Origin of the sequence: Methylobacterium sp. WL7, from assembly GCF_008040085.1 — a bacterium.
In the GTDB taxonomy this organism is placed as follows: Bacteria; Pseudomonadota; Alphaproteobacteria; order Rhizobiales; family Beijerinckiaceae; genus Methylobacterium; species Methylobacterium mesophilicum.
The window spans coordinates 38,436-56,440 of record NZ_VRVG01000021.1; the positions used below are offsets into that span (position 1 = coordinate 38,436).

Genomic DNA, 18,005 nt, shown 5'->3' on the forward strand with positions numbered 1-18,005 from the left:
CCGTCACCGTCCCATCCATTCGCTTGCCGGCTTGCACTCAGTATCGCGAGAACATCTGCTGTATCTGCTTGGCATCGCTCGTTTTCGTGAGCGCCAGCATCAGAAGGACCCGGGCCTTCTGCGGGTTCAAGGTGTCCGACGTCACGGTGCCGAGGGCGTCGTCGTCGTGTTCGCCATTGCGTTCGACCAGGCCGCCGTTGACGCGGGACGAACGCACGACGACCACGCCCTTGCCCACGCCGGCCTCGACCGCCGGCTGCACGGCCTTGGGGATGCTGCCGTTGCCGGTTCCGGCATAGACGATGCCCTTGGCACCGTCCCCGATGGCCGCGTTCAGGAGGGCGGGGCCGACATCGACGTAGGAATAAACGATCGCCACACGCGGCAACGCGCGCAGCGTGGAAACGTCGAACTCCGTCGCCGCGGTGTGCGGTCGCGTCGTCGTCCGGTAGAAATGCGGCTTGCGCCCCTGCATGATGCCCAAGGGGCCGACATCGGGCGCCTTGAACGCGTCCAACCCGGTGGTGTTGGTCTTCGTCACGTCTCGGGCGGCATAGATCCCGTCGTTCAGCGTGACCAGCACGCCGGCCCCCTTGGCGGCGGGGTCCGCGGCGATGGCCACGGCGTTGGCCAGGTTCGCCGGTCCGTCGGCGCTGACGGACCCCGATCCACGCATGGACCCGACCACCACGACCGGCTTGTCGCTCTTGACGACGAGGTCGAGGAAATACGCCGTCTCCTCCAGCGTGTCGGTTCCGTGCGTGACCACGACGCCGTCCGCGGCGCCGGAGGCCAGGACCTCGTCGATCCGACGGGCCAGGCGCAGCCAGACCTCGGCGGTGATGTCCGGGCTTGAGACCTGCGCGACCTGCTCGGCGCTGACGTCCGCGGCGGCATCCAGCCCCGGGACCGCGGCGACCAGCGCGGAGCCCGACAGGACGGAGTCCTTGCCGGTCGTCTGCGCGATGGTCTCACCGGTCGCCAGGACCAGGATCCTCGGCTTCGCCTGCGGTCCGGCCGCGGAGGCGGGCGCGCCGCCGAGGGCCATGACCGCCGACAGGGTGGTGGCGATGGTCGCGCCAATACGTCCGAGCATGTCTGATTCTGTCCTTCGACGCGGCCCGACCACGAGCCGGCAGGTGGATGTTCCAGGGACCTACGATCGGCGGGACGCAGCTGCAGGCGCCGTCGGACCCGGTCGTGCGTTCATCAGTGCCGCGTGACGATGCTCGCTGGGAGCCATCCCGTAGCGCGCCTTGAAGCGGCGGGCGAAGTGGGCTTGGTTGGCGAAGCCGCAGCCATAGGCCAGGGCGCCGATGGACAGGTGGGTGCAACCCGGATCGGCTAGGCGGGCGGCGGCCGCCTCCAGGCGTTTTTGCCAGATCCAATCCGAGATGTGCTGGCCGCGCTCGTGGAACAGCTCCTGCAGCCGCCGCAGCGAGACGCCGACGGCTGCCGCAAGCATGGGCGGATCGAGGGTCGGGTCGCCGAGGTTGGCCTCGATGAACGCCTTGGCGCGCTGGATCACGAGCGTCCCGTGCAGCGGTCGCGGCACCTCCTGTGCGAGGCGCTCGGCGAGGCAGGCGACGATGAGATCGATCCCGACCCCGACCATGCGCTCGGCGCTGTGAGCCGGCAGCCGATCGCCCTGGTGCAGCAGGTTGGTCAGGAACGAGCGGGCCAGGGTCGTGACCGGCCGGTCGCCGTCGACGGTCAGGCCGGCGAAGATCCGGGCCGGGCCGAGCACGCTCTCCAATCTCTGCCGGGGGATCGCGATGGCCAACACTTCGCTGTGGCCGCTATGCTCGATCGTCCAGGGCGTGTTCGTATCACGGACCGCGAAGTCGCCGGCCCTGTCCGTGCTCGAGCGATCGTTCTGATCCGAGCGCACGGTACCGGACAGGACCATACTGACGAAGAGATGATCGGTCCGATGATTCTCGTGCCGGAGCGTTCGCGGTGTCGTCGATGCTCTGAGATTGCGCAACGAAAACTTGCTGAAGTCCAAGCCGCCGAAACTTGCCCCGTCGATCGTCGCGTCGAACGTTTCGTCACCGAGGCATGATTGTTCCATCGGGACGATACGGTCTTCGCAGACATCCCGCCAATGGCGAAACCGATCTTTCGGCGGCAGCCCGTCTGTCGAGAAGATGGTCTGCATCGCACTGAACTCTATGCGGATCGGGATTCGTCGTCCCGCATCGGAACGAGCACGCTCGGCGCGCGGTCAGAACTCGATCGCGTCGCTGGGGTGCGCGACGCGCTCCTTCAGGGCGTCCGACATCGGGAAGGTCAGGTTCTCGCCGCGGGGCGGGATCGGGCTCTCGAACCACTTGGCGTAGAGCGTGGCGAAGGCCCCCGAAGCCATCATGCCCTTCAGGACGCCGTCCGCGAGCGCCTTGAACTCAGGATCCTCCCTGCGCAGCATCAGGCCGTAGGCCACCAGGTCGTAGGTCTCCGGGAGGAAGGTGAGGGCGGCCGGATCGGGTGCGCGGGACTTCAGACTGGCGAGCAGGATGTCGTCCTCCATGAAGGCGGCGGCCCGCCCGCTCTGGAGCACCAGCATCGACTCGCCGTGATCCTTGGCCTGGATGACGGTGAAGGTGCCGCCCTTGGCCTTGATGCCGAACGCGAAGCCCACCGCGTTCGACCCCTGCGTGACCACCACGGTCTTGCCGTCGAGGCCCTTCACGTCGTGGATGCCCGAGGAGACCTTGGTCAGCCACCGGGCCGAGGACACGAAGGTCGCGACCGTGAAGGCGACCTGCTTGAGCCGGGCGGCGCTGCTGGACGTGCCGCCGCACTCGATGTCGATGGTCCCGTTCTGCATGAGCGGGATGCGGTTGGCTGAATCTACTGGCTGAAGCTTGACCGCGAGGTTGTCGAGCTTGAGATCGGTCTTGATCTTGTCCACGACCTGCGCGCACAGATCCATCGAGAAGCCGACCGGCTTCTGATCGACGTCGAGGTACGAGAACGGGATCGAGGCCTCGCGATAGCCGAGCGTTATGGTCCCCGTGCGCTTGATCTTGTCCAGCGTCGGGCTCTCGGCCGACGCGGCCGTCGCGGCAAGACCGAGCGCGAGCGCGCCGGATAGTCGAACGAACGCGCCTTGCAGGGACATCGGTTTTCTCCTCTCGACGGTTGCGGGTCTTGCGAGGCCTAGCGGCGCGGGCGCCGTCAGCGATACGGGGAGGGGTTCGGGGGCCTATCCGAGCGTGGACAGCACGGCCGTACGGGCCTGCATCGACGGCGTGTTGCGGGCGCGGATGGCCTCGATCAGCCGGTCGATATCCTCGGCGGTGTTGAACATGCCGAGGGAGACGCGGATGCCGTCGCGCTCGGGCGAGACGCGGATGCCGCTCTGGGTGAGGTAGTCCAGCCACTCGCCCGCAGGCAGGGCGACCACGTAGATGTGCGGGGCCCGGTGCCGCCGCTCGCGCGGGCCGACCAGGCCGATGCCGAGCTGGTCGAGCTGCTCGATCAGGTGGTCGCCCAACGCGAAGCAGTGGGCCTGGATCTTCTCGACGCCGACGGAGGCGATCAGGTCGAGGGCGGCTCCGAGCCCCTGGATCGCCGGCAGGTTGAAGTTGCCGAGCTCGAACCGGCCCGCCGAGGGGGCGAGCGCCATGTTGTCCGGGCGGGCGATGAAGTCCGCGGGCGGCGCGGCCAGGCTGATCGCCGCCATGTAGGCCGGCTCCAGCTCGGTCAGGCGCGTGTCCCACCACAGCAGGCCGAGCCCCTGGGGCGTGAGCAGACCCTTGTGCGTGCCCGAGCCGACGAAGGTGGCGTTGAGCGCCTTCACGTCGAGCGGGACGACGCCGATGCCCTGCATCACGTCGACCACGAAGTAGAGCCCCTTCTCCTTGCACAGCCGGCCGACGCTCTCGACGTCGAAGCGATGGCCGGCATGGAAGGTCACCTGCGACATGGAGATGACGCGGGTCTTGTCGTCGATGTGCGGCCGGAAGCTCTCGGCATCGATGACCTCGGTCATCGGGATGAACGCGACCTCGACGCCCTTCTTTGCCAGGTTGAGGAAGGCGTAGGCGTTGTTGGGGTGGTCGCCATCGATCAGCAGGACCTTGTCGCCCGGGCGCAGCGGCAGCGCGTTGGCGGCGATGTTCATGCTCTCGGAGGTGTTCTTGGTGAAGGCGACCTCCTCGGGCCGCGCCCCGATGAAGTGGGCGAGCTTGGTGCGCGTCTCCTCCAGCCGGTTGAGCCAGACCTGCTTGGGACCGGCGGTCTCGTAGCCCTCGCGCAGGAAGCGCTCGTAGGCTTCCTTCACGGGGCGCGCGAGCGGCGTCTGGAAGCCCGAGTCGAGGTAGACGATCGACTCGGCGGCCGGAAACGCCTTCCGCACGGCGGCGACATCGTAATGCTGGGTCATCATCCCTCCGGCGGCACGGGCGTCCCAAAGCAGCGCGCCGGACCGATCCGACGAATGCTTCGAGATCATCAATGTATAAGTGCCGTTAGCGCTGCGAGACCTGATAGGCCTCGTCTGAAAGCTGTATGCCTAACTTGTGTATGCCAAAGATACACGACAGCCGCGCAGCGTCGAGGTACTTCATCGAGCGCCGATAGTTTTCATTCCGAAATATGAGAATCTCTTGATTCTTCGATCTCGCTCAGGATGGTGCTGGACAGGAGCGCCGCCGCCTTCTGCAGAGGCCCGATGAAGGCATCCAGCCCGTCGAAGCCGACGCGCGCCATCGGAACCGAAACGCCCAGGCACGCGATCAGGTCGCCATCCGGCGAGACGATGGGCACGGCGCAGCCCACCACCCCCAGCACGAATTCCTGGTTGCTCTTCGCCCAACCGCGGCGCCGCGTCTCTTCGAGTTGCACCAGCAGCGCGTCGGGATCGGCGATCGTCGTCGGGGTGTACCGGACCAACGGGAGCGCATGAGCCAACCGGTGTCGATCCTTGGCGGGCAACCGGCTCATGTAGATCTTGCCGGTCGACGTGCAGTGGAGCGGGGCGGCATCGCCCGGGTTGAACTGCAATCCCTGATGCTGCTTGGATCGCACGCTGTCGACGTAGATCACCGCGTTGTCGCGCACGACGCCGATCTCGCATTGCTCGCCGATGCGGTCGGCCACGGCGCTGAGGACGGCGTGTCGGCGCACGGTCCGGAACGCCGCGCCGATGGTCTTGGCCGACAGCGTCACCAGCTTGCTCCCGACGACATACCGCTTGGTGCCGAGGGCCTTCTGGACGAGGCCGCGTTCCTCGAGGTTGCCGATGAGACGATGCGCGGTCGGTATCGGCAGGGCGAGCGCATCGGCGATCTCCGCGGCCGAGAGCGCCTTCTTCTGCTCGGCCACGAAGGTCAGTATGGCGAGGGCCCGATCCAGCGGTCCGTCGCGTGACCGTTTGGGTTCGTCAGTCACGGCAAGGCCTCTTGCATGAGAAGCATGGGGCTGTGCCTCACAGGCACGAACTTGCAAAGGCTTCATCCCCGGTCGGAGGACCCTGTCGTGGCATCGGTGTGCGCTGCATCCCGCGGCGTGATGGTGCATCATGGACGCTGACGCGTGAGGCGGAGGACGCACTGTGGCTGGAGTTCGCCACGGCATCGCCCGAACGGCGCCGCGCGCCTCATCCTGAGCCTGTCGAAGGACGACCCGAGTTCCAAGCGTCGCACGACGATAGCCGCGCCCTTGCCGCCGCGCATGGCCTGAACCCGAAGAAGACCCCGTTCCAAACCATCTCTCAGCTTGGACCAACGACCCAGACCGGTTCAGGATCGACCCGCGCCACCGCATCGCGGGATCATACAACCAGAACCGCAACGAGCCTTATACCGAGCGGGTCTGCGCCGGCCCCTTGCTGGACATCGCGATCGGGCTCATCGTCGAGACGATCGTGTTCGCGACGTTCGAGCGGCTCACGGGCCGGCATTGGGACATGAAGCGCTGACGCCGCGCGCGACCTTGCCGCCTTTGCCCCAGAACGCATCGCCTCCAACCCCGATGGGCCGATGACACAGGATACGCTTCGCCTCGGCGCCTTCTTCTACGCCACCGGGCATCACGTGGCCGGATGGCGCCACCCGTCGAGCGAAGCCGATGGCGGGCTCAATCTCGAACGCTATGTCGGCTGGGCGCGCCGGGCCGAGGCCGCGAAGTTCGATCTCGTGTTCCTCGAGGACGGCACCGGCATCCGCGACGGCAACCTGCGCTCCAGCGAGCGCACCGCCCGCTCGGCCCATTTCGAGCCGGTGACGCTGCTGTCGGCGCTGGCGGCGGTCACGAGCCGGATCGGGCTGGTCGCCACCACCTCGACCAGCTTCAACGAGCCCTACAACGTCGCCCGGCGCTTCGCGTCCCTCGACCATCTCAGCGGCGGCCGGGCCGGCTGGAACCTCGTCACCTCGACGACCGATGCCGAGGCCGCCAACTTCGGCACCGACCAGATCGCCCGCCACACCGACCGCTACGAGCGGGCCGAGGAATTCGTCGACGTCGTCCTGGGCCTGTGGAACACCTGGGACGACGGGGCGGTGATCATCGACCGCGCCTGCGGCCAGTTCTCGAAGCCCGACGGGTTCCGGCCGCTGAACCACCGCGGCAAGCATTTCGAGGTCCGTGGACCGCTCAACATCTCGCGCACGCCCCAGGGGCAGCCGGTCCTCGTCCAGGCGGGCTCCTCGGGGCCCGGGAAGGATCTGGCGGCGCGCACCGCCGAGATCGTGTTCACCGCCAACCAGACGCTCGACGAGGCGGTGGCGTTCTACGGCGACCTGAAGGAGCGGATGGGCCGGTTCGGCCGGGCCCGGGACGACCTCAAGGTGATGCCGGGGCTGTTCCCGGTGGTGGGCCGCACCGAGGCGGAGGCGCGCGCGAAGTTCGACGCGCTTCAGGACCTGATCGACCCGATGGTCGGCCTGGCCCTGCTGGAGCGCATGGTCGGCGGCTTCGACCTGTCGGGCTACGATCCCGATGGCCCCGTGCCGGAACTGCCCGAGGCCGAGGGCGCGAAGTCGCGCCAGCAGCTGATGTTCGACCTCGCCCGCCGGGAGGGCCTGACCCTGCGCCAGCTCTACCTCCGGATCGCCGGAGCCCGGGGCCATTCGCAGATTGTCGGAACGCCCGCCCAGATCGCCGACGAGATGGAGGAGCGCTTTCGGGCCAAGGGCGCCGACGGCTTCAACATCATGCCGGCGACCCTGCCCGGGGGCCTCGACGACTTCATCGCGCTGGTGCTCCCCGAGTTGCGCCGCCGCGGCCTGTTCCGCAGCGAGTACGAGGGCCGGACGCTCCGGGACCACTTGGGCTCGCGCCCGCCCGCCCGGGCCGCGACGGTTCCGGACGATCCGGCCGGCGTGTGAATTCAGAGCCGGTTTTGCGGAGGGGCTGTCGATTCAGCAAAGGCGTGCTTGTTCCGCCTGAGATCTGAAGAACGCTGTCCTCTGAAGCGGCCGAATAAAAGCGTTCGTTTCGTTTGACCGCCGGCGCCGGGATCGACACGATCATGGCTCCGCAGCGCATCTTCCTTGCAGGCCCGCGACGAGCGGGATCGGATCTCGACCGTCCTCTTTGGACGGCAGGATCCACCGGCCGGGTGTGCAGCGGGATCGAGCGGATGCAGGCTTGGGCCTCGCCGCCACCGAGACGGAGTACGGCTTAGCTTTGACCATGTCCCTGAGCGACGACATCCGAGATCATGAGCCGCCGCACGGTTTCGATCCGCAGTCTGCCTGTGCGGAAAGTCGGATGCGTGGCTACATCGCTGCGTCCGCGGCGTTGATCTGTCTGATCGGGTGGATCCTGCATTGATGGCCTTCGGCTTTCGGGGTGGCAGCCTGGCGCCCGGCCACAGCCGGGCCGAAGCGGGCGGCCCCGGGCGCTGAAATCCGCCGCCCGACCTGCGAGCAGACCAGCCCGTCCAACGTCGCGACCCGCAATGTTGCGACGTTCGGCGAGGGCAGGTCCCCGACGTTATCGGAGCAAACTTCAGTTTCTATAGAAAAGATTATTGTTCTTCGAAGCATAGGCGTTCGATGTAGAGGCAGAAATTTATTTACGTCATTTGCGAAATTATCGATCGAGAAATAAAATAGTCATCGGTTTCCGTATAAGCCGCTGCTCGCTCGCTTTCCGTCAATGACGGGTCTCGTGAGCGGCAGGATCGGGCGCAGCAAGGCCGGATCGAGATAGCCACCGGCGGCTGATTTGGTTCGAGGCCGGGCAAACGGGAAGCGCCCGCCCCCTCATAGACCAGAGCTGGTCCTATGGCCGCGTCTCGCACCGCGCTGCGGATGCCGCCTGCGGCACTGGCTTTAGCGGTCATCCGAGGGACATAAGAGGCCCGCGTCCACGCACGATCCTGGGGCGACCGCTACAACGCGGAACCGATCAGGCGGTCGAACCCTATGGTCGGGCGTCGTGCTAATCCGCCGGCCCTGCGAGAACGAGGCGAATGGAAAGCGTTACCGTCGTACTGGCCCTGCTGCTGTCCGTTCTGGTCAGCGGCGCCCTCGGCCGATTGCTCCCCCTGCCGTTGCCCCTGATCCAGATCGCGATCGGCGTGGCCCTGGCACTCGGCCCGCTCCCGAGCACGGCCCTCGACCCGGAGATCTTCTTCCTCGTTTTCCTGCCGCCGCTCCTGTTTCTCGACGGGTGGCGCATCCCCAAGCGCGACCTCTTCCGGGATGGCAAGACCATCCTTGCGCTGGCCCTCGGCCTCGTGGCCCTGACGGTCCTGGGTATCGGCATGCTGATCCACGGGCTGATTCCCGGCATCCCCCTCGCCGTGGCGTTCGCGCTCGCCGCCGTCCTCTCGCCGACGGACCCGATCGCGGTGTCCTCCATCGCGGCCCAGGCCCCAGTGCCGCGCCGCCTGATGCACATCCTCGAAGGCGAAGCCCTCCTCAACGACGCCACCGGCCTCGTCTGCCTGCGCTTTGCCATCGCCGCCGCCCTCACGGGCACCTTCTCGCTGCCGCAGGCCGCCACCACGTTCGTCTGGCTCGCCGTCGGCGGCGTCGCGATCGGCGCCGCGACGACCTTCGTCCTCATGGGCGCGCAGGACCTGCTCCGCCGCCGCACGGGCGAGGATCCCGGTCTCCAGATCCTGTTCAGCCTGCTGACGCCCTTCGGCGCCTACCTCGCCGCCGAGCACGTCCATGCCTCCGGTATCCTGGCCGCCGTCGCGGCCGGCATCGCCATGACCTATGTCGAGATCCAGGGCCGCAGCCTGGGCGCGACGCGGGTTCGGCGGACCGCCGTCTGGGACACGGTCGCGCTGGCTGCCAACGGTTCGATCTTCGTGCTGCTCGGCGAGCAACTGCCCGAGGTCCTGGGGCACGCCGTCAAGCAGGCCGACGTCCAGGGGGCCGGCTGGCTCGTCGCGTGGATCCTGGCCATCACGTTGGGCCTGATGGCCATCCGGTTCGTCTGGGTCTGGGTCTCCCTTCAGTTCGTGCTCGTGAAGGCGCGCCGTCGGGGCGATGGGTGGGACGCGCCGAACTGGCGCCTCGTTGCCGCCACGACCCTTGCGGGCGTGAAGGGCGCCATCACCCTGGCGGGCATCCTGACCCTGCCGCTCACCCTCAAGGACAACACTCCGTTCCCGGGGCGCGACCTCGTCATCCTCCTGGCGATGGGGGTAATCCTGACCTCGCTCGTCCTCGCGAGTACGATTCTGCCGCCGCTCTTGCGCGGTCTTCGGCTTCCCCCCGAGCCCAGCCACGACACCGAGGAGGACGCCGCCCGCGCCGCGGCCCGCGACGACGCGGTGAAGGCCATCGAGGCGCTGCAGCATCGCTTCGTCGAGGAGCACGAAGACGCCTCCATCGCGGTGGAGGCCGGCGCCCGGGCGATGGACCGTTACGAAGGTCTGGAGGCGCCCACGGCGGAGCCCCGGAAGGATCTCAGCCGCAACAAGCAGTTGGCGCACACGGAGAAGCGCCTGCGCCTCGCCGGCATCGAGGCCGAGCGGCAGGCCCTCTACCGCCTGCGTCGTTCCCGCGCCATCGACGACGTGGTTCTGCGACGGCTCGTCCGTGAGATCGACTTGATCGAGGCACGACTCGTCGCCTGACGACGCGTACTGACAGGCCGCATCGTCTCCCTGCGCCTTCGACCTGAACCGCGCGTCGACGAGCCCTCAGCGTGAGACGGCCGGATTGATCCGGTTCGCCGGCTCGGTCTTCCGGCTCCGGACGAACAGCAGGCCGGCAACCGCCAACAGGACGACGGCACCCTGGGCGCCCAGGGCTTCCCAACTGCCGTTGAAGCCGAGATCCGAGACGAGGGACGGGACGCCGTCATCGTGCACCGAGACCAGCGCCTGCTCCTGAAATTCCTGGATCGCGGCCCCGACGAGCTTCAGGCCCATCAGGAACAGGAAGGCCGACGTCAGCACGAAGATCGGCCGGAGGGGCAATTTCAGCGCGAGCCACTGCATCGCCACGAAAAGGACCACGAGGGCGAGCGCCGCCGCACCGAGCCCGGCGAAGAGCGACCCGTCCCAGCCACCGGCGGTCCTGGCCAGGGCGTGCAGGAACAGCACCGTCTCCGCACCCTCGCGGAATACCGCCAGGAAGGCGATGCCGGCCAGGGACAGCACGGTCCCGGCCCCGAGCGCTTGCCCAGCCAGCCGGTTGAGATCGGCCTGCCAGGCCTTCGGATCCTGCCGCAGGAACAGCCAACCGCTCATGTAGAACATGAGGGCGGCGGCCAGCAGCATGACGCCGGCCTCGATCAGATCGTTGTGGTTGCCGTCGTAGTAGGTCTCGAACACCCACGCCATGCCGAGACTGGCCATCACCGCGGCTCCGGCGCCGATATAGATCGGGGCGATCCTGTGAGCGGTATCGGCCCGCCTCATGAAGGCGGCCAGCGCCGCGATCACCAGCAGCGCTTCCAGGCCCTCCCGGAACAGAATGGTGAAGGCCGGAATGAACGTCGATCCGTTGTCCATGAGAAACCTCTTTCGCCCCCGCGGATCATACGGACGGTGTGCGACACTTCTAGCGCAATGTTTTGCGTTGTTTCTAAGGAGGCGCCCAAAGCTACGACAATGAAGGCCTAGATGGCGCCGGCCGGGCGATCGGCGATTGCGGCATGGTCGCGCGACCGGCCGTGCGGCAGGCCGCGAGCGCGAGAACCGCTGCCGTTGCCAGCATCGCGGCGTCGAACCACAGGAACGCCGCCTGGCTCGCGAACGCGACCCACCCCCGGGATAAAAGGTCGGCCGTCGGCACGGCGAGGTAGAGTGCGGCCGCACAGGTCAACGCCTCGTGCCATCGACGGCCCGCGGCCGCAGCAGGGCCATGAGCGCGATCGCGAACCAACCGGCGAAGAACAGCCTGACCTCCCAAACGGCCCGACCCGGGAGATCGCTCGGCACCAGACGGTTGGCGAGGAGATAGCAGGCGATCGCCGCGGGCAAACCGACGATCGTGCCGACGTTCAAGGCCTCGACTAAACGGAGGCCGAGGGACCGCGCGTCACGCGGCTTCGGCGCCCGCGCCACGGTCCAGAGAACGAGGCCCGTGGCGATCGTGGCGCAGCCCAGGAGGCCCGACAGGACGAAGAGCGCGCGCACCATCGCGTCGGCGAAGTGTGCTTCGTGAAGTCCGACCATCACCGCGTGGGTCCGGGTCGCCGGTTCCGCCGGGAGGGTCCGCGCGCGGATTGCACCCGTGGCGGCCGCGATGCTGACCTGCGGATGGAGATGGGCCAGTCCGTGCGGCTCCTCGAAGATCGCCAGCACCGTCGCGTTCGCGTCGCGCGGATGGGCGACCGTGACCCGCTCCAGCGGCTGGGAACTCTCGGCCAGAACGCGCAGGACGATCGGCCCGAGGGGCGGAAGCGCGGCCGGGCGGCCGGCCGGGTCTTGGGACGGCAGGACCTGCCCGGATTCGGCGAAGTAGCGCTGGGCGTCGCCGCGATACGCAGTGGTAACGCCCCAGGGCATGTACAGCAGGGCCAGCGTCCCCAATCCGCTGTAGGTGATCATCAGGTGGAAGGGCAGCGCCAGCACGCCCGCCACGTTGTGCGCGTCCAGCCATCCGCGCTGCGCCGAGCGGTCCCGGCGGAAGGTGAAGAAGTCCGTGACGATGCGGCGATGGGTGACGATCCCCGAAATCAGCGCGATCAGCATGATCATCGCGCAGGCGCCGACGAGCCACCGTCCCCACAGGGGTGGCAAGCTCAACTCGAAGTGGAAGCGGTAGAGGAAGTCGCCGCCGCGCGTGTCGCGCACCGAGGCCGGCGCGCCGGTCTCCGGATCCAGGAGGGCATGTCCCGTGGGCGGCCCCGGCCGCGAGCGCCAGTACAATTCGATCGCGGGGAAATCCGGTCGCGGCATGCCGATCGACCAGCCGGTCGCGTCGCCGGCGTGCTGTTCGAGGTAGCGGACGCCCAGGTCGGCCGCTCGCGCCAGCGCGTCCGCCTCGGGCTCAGCGGTCGCGAGGAGTTCGGGCCGCATCCAATGCGAGATCTCGGACCGGTAGTAACTGGCCGTGCCGGTGACGAACACCGCGAACAGCACCCAGCCCACCACCAGGCCCGACCACGCATGCAGCCAGGCCATCGATTGCCGGAAGGTCCCCCTCATCGGCGCATCCCGGCGACCGCTGCGGCGCCTACCACCGGTAGCTCAGGCTCGCCAGCACGGTGCGCGGATTGCCGTAGTAGCAGGATCCGAGGGTATCGCAGGTCCCGACATAGACTTTGTCGAACAGGTTCGTGGCGTTGATCGCCAGGGTCGCCCCCGCCCAGGCCGGGTCCAGGCGGGCGAGGTCGTAGCGCAATGTCGCGTCGAACAGGGTGTAGGACGGGATGCGAATTGTGTTGGCCAGATCGCCGAAATGGTCGCCGAAGACGCGCACGCCGCCGCCGACGGTCAGACCCAGAAGCGGGCCGGCCGGGACGCTGTAGGTCGCGAACAGCGCGGCCTGGTTGTAGGGCGTCACCGGGATTCGCGCGCCGATCCGCGGCGCGGTCGGACCGGTGCCGGTCCGGGTGATCCGCGCGTCGAGGTAGCTGTAGGCGGCTGCGATGTCGAAGCCCTCGAAGGCGGTCACCTTCGCCTCGGCCTCGAACCCTTCGGCACGGACGCCGCCGACTTGGGCCTGGAACCCGGATGTCGTGGGCACCAGCACGTTCTGCTGGTCGATCGAGAACCCGGCCAGGGTGAACAGGCTTGCGGTGCCGGGGGGCTGGTACTTCACGCCGCCCTCGATCTGGTCGCCGGTGGTGGGCCGGAACGGCGTCGAACCGGCGCCCAGCGCGGTCGGCGGGACGATGCCGTTATAGCCGGTGCCGACCGCGGGCTGGAACAGCGTGGAATAGCTGACGTACGGGCTGATCCCGGCCTCGAACTCGTAGAGCAGCCCGGTGCGGTAGGTGAACGCCCGGTCGGTCTGCTCGATGCGCGTGTTGCCGACCTGCTGGAGCGTCGTGCTCGTGACGGTGTCGTGCCGGCCGCTGAGCAGCAGCACCCAGCGGTCGAGCCGGATCTGGTCCTGCACGTAGGCGCCGACCTGTTCCAGGTTCTGGCGGATGCGGGCGTTGATCGGCGGCAGCGGCTGGACGCCGCGATAGACCGGCGCGAAGACGTTCAGGCTGGTGGTCAACGTGTTGCGCGTGGCGAAGCCGAGATCGAAGGTCCGCACGTCGAGGCCGAACAGGAGGGTGTGGGCGAGCGGGCCCGTCGCGGCGTTCAGGACGAGTTGGTTGTCCATCGTGAACGCGTTGACGTTGTCGTCGAAGCGCACGGCCCGGCGGGTGACGTTGCGGAAATCGGTGACCGCGCCGGCCGCGTTGGTCGGGAAGCCGAAGCCGCGCACCACCGGCAGGTCGACGTTGACGCCGGAATAGCGCAGGTTCTGCCGGAAGGTCAGCGCCTCGTCGAAATGGTGCTCGAACTGGTAGCCGATGCCGAACTGCTCGCGGCGGAAAGCGTCGTAGCCCGGCTCGCCCAGGAAGGTCGAGCGGCGGATGCGCCCATTAGGGTTCGGGGTGAGCGTACCCTGAGAGGGCAGGAACTGCAGGGCCTTCGAATCGTCCTTGATGTAGTAGCCGAGCACCGTGAGCTGCGTCGCCGCATCGGGCCGGAACGTCACGCTCGGTGCGATGAAGGCGCGGTCGTCGTTCACGCGGTCGACGATCGTATCCGACAGCCGGCCGAGGCCGACTACGCGGTAGAGCACCGTCTTCTCCGGATCCACCGGGCCGGTCACGTCGAACGCGCCGACGAGGCGCCCGTAGCTGCCGCCCTGCACCAGCACCTCGCGGTAGGGCACGTCGAGGGGCTTCTTGCTGACGAAGTTGACGAGGCCGCCGGGCGGGGACTGCCCGTAGAGCACCGAGGCCGCGCCCTTGAGCACCTCCACCCGCTCGACCCCGTAGGTCTCGTAGCGGGACCACGCGTAGGTGCCCTTCGGCAATTGCAGGCCGTCGAGATATTCCGGCAAGTCGAAGCCGCGCACCTTGATCCAGTCGTAGCGCGGGTCGCCGCCGAAACGCTCGACCTGCACGCCGGCGGTGTAGCGCAGGGCCTCGCTCGGATTCTGCGCACCCGTCGCCCGGATCTGGTCGGCGGTGACGACGCTGATGGACTGCGGTGTCGCGATGAGCGCGGTATCGGTCTTCGTGCCGGTGGCGCTGCGCTTGGCCGTGAAGCCCCGCACCGGGCCATTCGCCTGCTCGCCGCCGACGCCCGACGGACCGGACGCGACGGCGCCGCCCTGCGCCCCGACCACCGAGATCTCGTCGAGGGTGACCTGGGCCGGAACCGGCTGAGCCGCGGCTACGGCGATCATCGCTGCGAACGCGCTCGCGGCCACCAGGGATAGCGAGGCCGTCCGGCAGATGATCCCGTACGTCAACATTCGGTCCGAGCCCCGCGCGGCCGGGGGGCCGCAGACATCGATGCTCCTTCACGGAAGCGTGATGACCGTCTTACGCTGCGGTCCGACGCGCAACAACGATCGATACTTTCGCAGGAGACGCGAATCCATGCGATCGAGTTTAGTGTTGTTCTAAAGATCTCAGATCGACGCCGTTCGAGCCGCAGCCAGGGCGCTCGGCGGCATGCCGAAACGCCTCCTGAACAGCGTCGCGAAGTGCGGAGCGGTATATCCCACGCTCTGGGCGACTTCCCCGACGGTCGCCTCGCGGCTGGCGAGCATCCGGTAGGCCGCCTGCAGACGCCGCTCCTGAAGGAAGGCGTAAGGCGTCATGCCGTATGCGATCCGGAATCCGCGATTGAGCTTGGCCGGTTTCAGTCCGACGCGCCGGGCCACCGCCTCGAAGTCCGGCACGGCATCGAGGCGTTCCAGGATCAGCGCGCTCGCGGCTTCGACCCGCCCATGATCCACGATCGTGAGCGCACGGGTGGCCCCCGCGGGCTCGTCCGGTGCCTCGGCGGCGAAGACGATCGCGAGGAGTTCGAGGGCCTTGGCCGCCTGGTACAGGGGCTGCCCCGCCGGGCCGGCGGCCGCGAGGATCTGCGACGCGACGGCCTGCACCGTCGCGTCGGCTGCCCGACCCTCGAAAACGAATCCGCGCTCAGGGGAACGCCGGGCCATGGCCGCCGTGATGGAGCCGAGGCTCGCCCTGGCGTGATCGGGATCGACCCGAACGTGGACGCTGCTCAGGGGCTGACCCGACGGGACGGATTGGTCCCTCTCGAGTTCCCGCTCGGTGAAGCCGACCAAGAGCGCAGGCGCTTCGATCGTGATCGCGGGCAGGTCGGCAATCCGTAAGCGGGTCTGCCCGCGCAGGTAGACGACCACGCGCAATCCCGTCCCGACCGGCGCCGTCGTCCGGAACGTCTCCTCGAACGTCGCCTCGTTCGTGAAAACGCTCAGCCACCCACCGAGGTGATGGGCCACGGTGCTGGCCGGACGCTGGAAGATAGTATTGATTAGATTTTCAGAATTCATATGGTCGATTTATAGATCGAAACTGTGGCACGGTCGATGACGTGTCTAAGTTTTGAATTTTTATAATTCTAGCACCAAGTGCTGCGTCGAAATTAAGTCGGCGGCAATCTGGGGAGGGTCCGCGATCCAGGTGATCGGCCCTTGAACGAGCAATAAACATGCCAAATTTTTGCCTCTGGCGAAAGCATTCGCTGGGATACCGCATGATGTACCGACTTAACGATAGACTTGTTATTGAATATAAATCCAAATTTATGGCGATAAAGTATACAACAAAAAGCTTGCGTACCGCATTTTTTTTGACATCTAATCGAAGATGACCTCCGAGTTCGCCTAAAAATTACATCGATGTAACGATGTGATTCTGCAATTCAGAGCGTTTTTCTATTGCGGACAGTGCTAGAGCAATTCGAGATGCATATAAAAGCGCACATTCACAACGGCGCTCCGGGAAGAACTTATCGAAACCGGCCAATCGCGACCGCCCTACGCAGATCAACATTCGGCTTGGCAGCCCTAGGAGCCTCGGTCTCGCACCACGCCCTCGCGCAAAGTTTGGCTACCTCGGATCCAGCGAGTTGGCGCACGCCCGAATATCAAGCCTCGTGGGGGCTGGAGGCGATGCACGCCGCCGATGCTTACGCGGCCGGCTATACAGGCCTGGGCGTCACCGTCGGGGTGGTCGATTCCGGTGTCTATAGCGCACACCCGGAATTTGCAGATGGCCGCGTCAAGCCGCTGACCATCACCGGCACATTCGGCGCGGACGGGTTCTACTTCATGGACAAGTTCGGGCGGCCGATCGATCGGTCCCCGCGCCCTTCCATCTTCTCCGGCGGCCAACTCTATAGCGTTTCCGGCGCATACAACCCCGTATACAACGATCCCCACGGAACGGAAGTCACCGCAACAATCGGGGCGTCCCGTGATGGCATCGGCATGCACGGCGTGTCGTTCAACGCCAATGTCTATGTGGCGAACACGCAGGCCACCGACGAGATGACGTACGGGTTCAACGCCGATTACGCCTACTTCAAGAACGCCTACGGCAGCGTGGCTGCGGCCGGAGCGCGTGCCATCAACACGTCCTGGGGTAATCCACCCCCCGCGGACAATTACAACACCCTCGAGGGTTTGCGCAGTGCTTACGCAAACTTGAGCACCAAGCTCAGTTACCTCGATGCTGCGGCAGACGTCGCAAAGCAGTTTGACATCATTCAGGTTTTTGCGGCAGGCAATAGCGGGGCGCGCAACTCAAGCATTCGAGCGAATGCACCGTATTTCCGGTTAGATATCGAAAAAAACTGGGTTGCTGTCGGCGCTGCCGCAAAAAACGTCAGCGGCAGCACAAACCCCGCGGATCTCGTTCTCGCGGATTACTCGAATCGCGCGGGCGCTGCCAAATATTGGTATATCGTTGCGCCGGGTAGCGCCATCACCGGTGCCGCGCCACCCTACACGTCAGGTGCTGCCTGGAATGCCAGGACATGGGGCATCGACCCGAACCAACAAACTGCCGGCTACAGGTTAGGAGACGGCACCTCAATTGCCGCGCCGCACGCCACGGGGGCGCTCGCGGTGATCATGCAGCGCTACCCGTACATGACCAACCAGCAGGCCCGCGACGTCCTGCTGACCACAGCCTACCATCGCAACGCGGTCGATGGCGTGCCAGACGCCAATCCGAACGCTCCCAACGCGATCTGGGGCTGGGGCGTGATCGACCTCAGCAAGGCCATGAAGGGACCCGGCCAGTTCCTCGGACCCGTCGCGGCCAACCTCCCGACCGGCACCAGCGACACCTGGTCCAACGACATCTCCGAAGATGCCCTCGTCCAGCGCAAGCAGGAGAACGATGCCGAGGCTGCGGCGTGGCCCGCCAAGAAGGCGACGCAGGCTCGGCTCCTCACCGTTGCCGCAGCACAAGAGGCCGAGGGGATTGTCAAATCAGTCCTGAACAATCTGGCGATCGGGTTGAACGGCAGCGATTATAAGAGCGCGGTTGAGAAGGCTTGGCGCGCAGCGGACGAAAATCTGATTGTCAACGCAATTTTGATCAAGTTGACATCAGAAAACATTTATTGGAACTATCTTTAT

At 66.7% G+C, this 18,005-nt stretch carries 12 protein-coding genes and 1 pseudogene; 4 read left to right on the top strand and 9 right to left on the bottom strand.

Annotated features, from left to right (window positions below; all coding sequences use genetic code 11):
- Positions 1-37: 37 nt before the first annotated feature.
- From FV233_RS08425 to FV233_RS08445, 5 genes are all read right to left on the bottom strand, one after another.
- Positions 38-1,096 (bottom strand): asparaginase, encoded by a 1,059-nt coding sequence (locus tag FV233_RS08425; protein ID WP_147897219.1) that lies wholly within the window; start codon positions 1,094-1,096, stop codon positions 38-40.
- A gap of 60 nt (positions 1,097-1,156) precedes the next feature.
- Positions 1,157-2,161 (bottom strand): helix-turn-helix domain-containing protein, encoded by a 1,005-nt coding sequence (locus FV233_RS08430; RefSeq protein WP_147853493.1) that lies wholly within the window; start codon positions 2,159-2,161, stop codon positions 1,157-1,159.
- 66 nt (positions 2,162-2,227) lie between these two features.
- Entirely contained in the window at positions 2,228-3,124 is an 897-nt protein-coding gene (locus tag FV233_RS08435) for an amino acid ABC transporter substrate-binding protein (protein ID WP_147897220.1), read from the bottom strand.
- A gap of 84 nt (positions 3,125-3,208) precedes the next feature.
- Positions 3,209-4,390 carry an aminotransferase class V-fold PLP-dependent enzyme gene (locus tag FV233_RS08440; protein WP_187278077.1) on the bottom strand — a complete coding sequence of 394 codons (1,182 nt, stop codon included), beginning with the start codon at positions 4,388-4,390 and terminating at the stop codon, positions 3,209-3,211.
- A 200-nt stretch (positions 4,391-4,590) separates the two neighbouring features.
- On the bottom strand, positions 4,591-5,397 hold the full coding sequence (locus FV233_RS08445) for an IclR family transcriptional regulator (protein WP_147853496.1): 807 nt from the start codon (positions 5,395-5,397) through the stop codon (positions 4,591-4,593).
- A 590-nt stretch (positions 5,398-5,987) separates the two neighbouring features.
- On the opposite strand from FV233_RS08445, the gene FV233_RS08455 reads away from it, so the two are divergent.
- From FV233_RS08455 to FV233_RS08465, 3 genes are all read left to right on the top strand, one after another.
- Complete coding sequence (locus FV233_RS08455; protein WP_147853497.1) at positions 5,988-7,337, top strand: LLM class flavin-dependent oxidoreductase; 1,350 nt, start codon at positions 5,988-5,990, stop codon at positions 7,335-7,337.
- 262 nt (positions 7,338-7,599) lie between these two features.
- Positions 7,600-7,785, top strand: coding sequence for a hypothetical protein (locus tag FV233_RS08460; RefSeq protein WP_147853498.1), 186 nt, complete (start codon positions 7,600-7,602; stop codon positions 7,783-7,785).
- A 643-nt stretch (positions 7,786-8,428) separates the two neighbouring features.
- Positions 8,429-10,051, top strand: a complete 1,623-nt coding sequence (locus tag FV233_RS08465; protein ID WP_147853499.1) for a Na+/H+ antiporter — start codon at positions 8,429-8,431, stop codon at positions 10,049-10,051.
- Positions 10,052-10,117: 66 nt separating this feature from the next.
- Here the strand turns inward: FV233_RS08465 and FV233_RS08470 are convergent, their stop codons facing one another.
- From FV233_RS08470 to FV233_RS08485, 4 genes and pseudogenes are all read right to left on the bottom strand, one after another.
- Positions 10,118-10,933, bottom strand: coding sequence for an FTR1 family protein (locus tag FV233_RS08470; protein WP_147897222.1), 816 nt, complete (start codon positions 10,931-10,933; stop codon positions 10,118-10,120).
- A gap of 91 nt (positions 10,934-11,024) precedes the next feature.
- Positions 11,025-12,574: pseudogene (locus FV233_RS08475) on the bottom strand (PepSY-associated TM helix domain-containing protein).
- 28 nt (positions 12,575-12,602) lie between these two features.
- Positions 12,603-14,849, bottom strand: a complete 2,247-nt coding sequence (locus FV233_RS08480) for a TonB-dependent siderophore receptor (RefSeq protein ID WP_147897223.1) — start codon at positions 14,847-14,849, stop codon at positions 12,603-12,605.
- Between the two features lie 162 nt (positions 14,850-15,011).
- Positions 15,012-15,857, bottom strand: coding sequence for an AraC family transcriptional regulator (locus FV233_RS08485; RefSeq protein ID WP_147853503.1), 846 nt, complete (start codon positions 15,855-15,857; stop codon positions 15,012-15,014).
- A 672-nt stretch (positions 15,858-16,529) separates the two neighbouring features.
- Between FV233_RS08485 and FV233_RS08490 the strand changes: the two genes are divergently transcribed.
- On the top strand, positions 16,530-18,005 hold a 1,476-nt coding region (locus FV233_RS08490; RefSeq protein WP_187278078.1), incomplete at its 3' end, for a S8 family peptidase.

Excerpts from the sequence above, each read along its gene's own strand:
- FV233_RS08455 (WP_147853497.1), top strand. The coding sequence starts at position 5,988 with ATGACACAGGATACGCTTCGCCTCGGCGCCTTCTTCTACGCCACCGGG.
- FV233_RS08470 (WP_147897222.1), bottom strand. The coding sequence starts at position 10,933 with ATGGACAACGGATCGACGTTCATTCCGGCCTTCACCATTCTGTTCCGG.
- FV233_RS08440 (WP_187278077.1), bottom strand. The coding sequence starts at position 4,390 with ATGACCCAGCATTACGATGTCGCCGCCGTGCGGAAGGCGTTTCCGGCC.
- FV233_RS08435 (WP_147897220.1), bottom strand. The coding sequence starts at position 3,124 with ATGTCCCTGCAAGGCGCGTTCGTTCGACTATCCGGCGCGCTCGCGCTC.
- FV233_RS08425 (WP_147897219.1), bottom strand. The coding sequence starts at position 1,096 with ATGCTCGGACGTATTGGCGCGACCATCGCCACCACCCTGTCGGCGGTC.
- FV233_RS08465 (WP_147853499.1), top strand. The coding sequence starts at position 8,429 with ATGGAAAGCGTTACCGTCGTACTGGCCCTGCTGCTGTCCGTTCTGGTC.
- FV233_RS08430 (WP_147853493.1), bottom strand. The coding sequence starts at position 2,161 with ATGCAGACCATCTTCTCGACAGACGGGCTGCCGCCGAAAGATCGGTTT.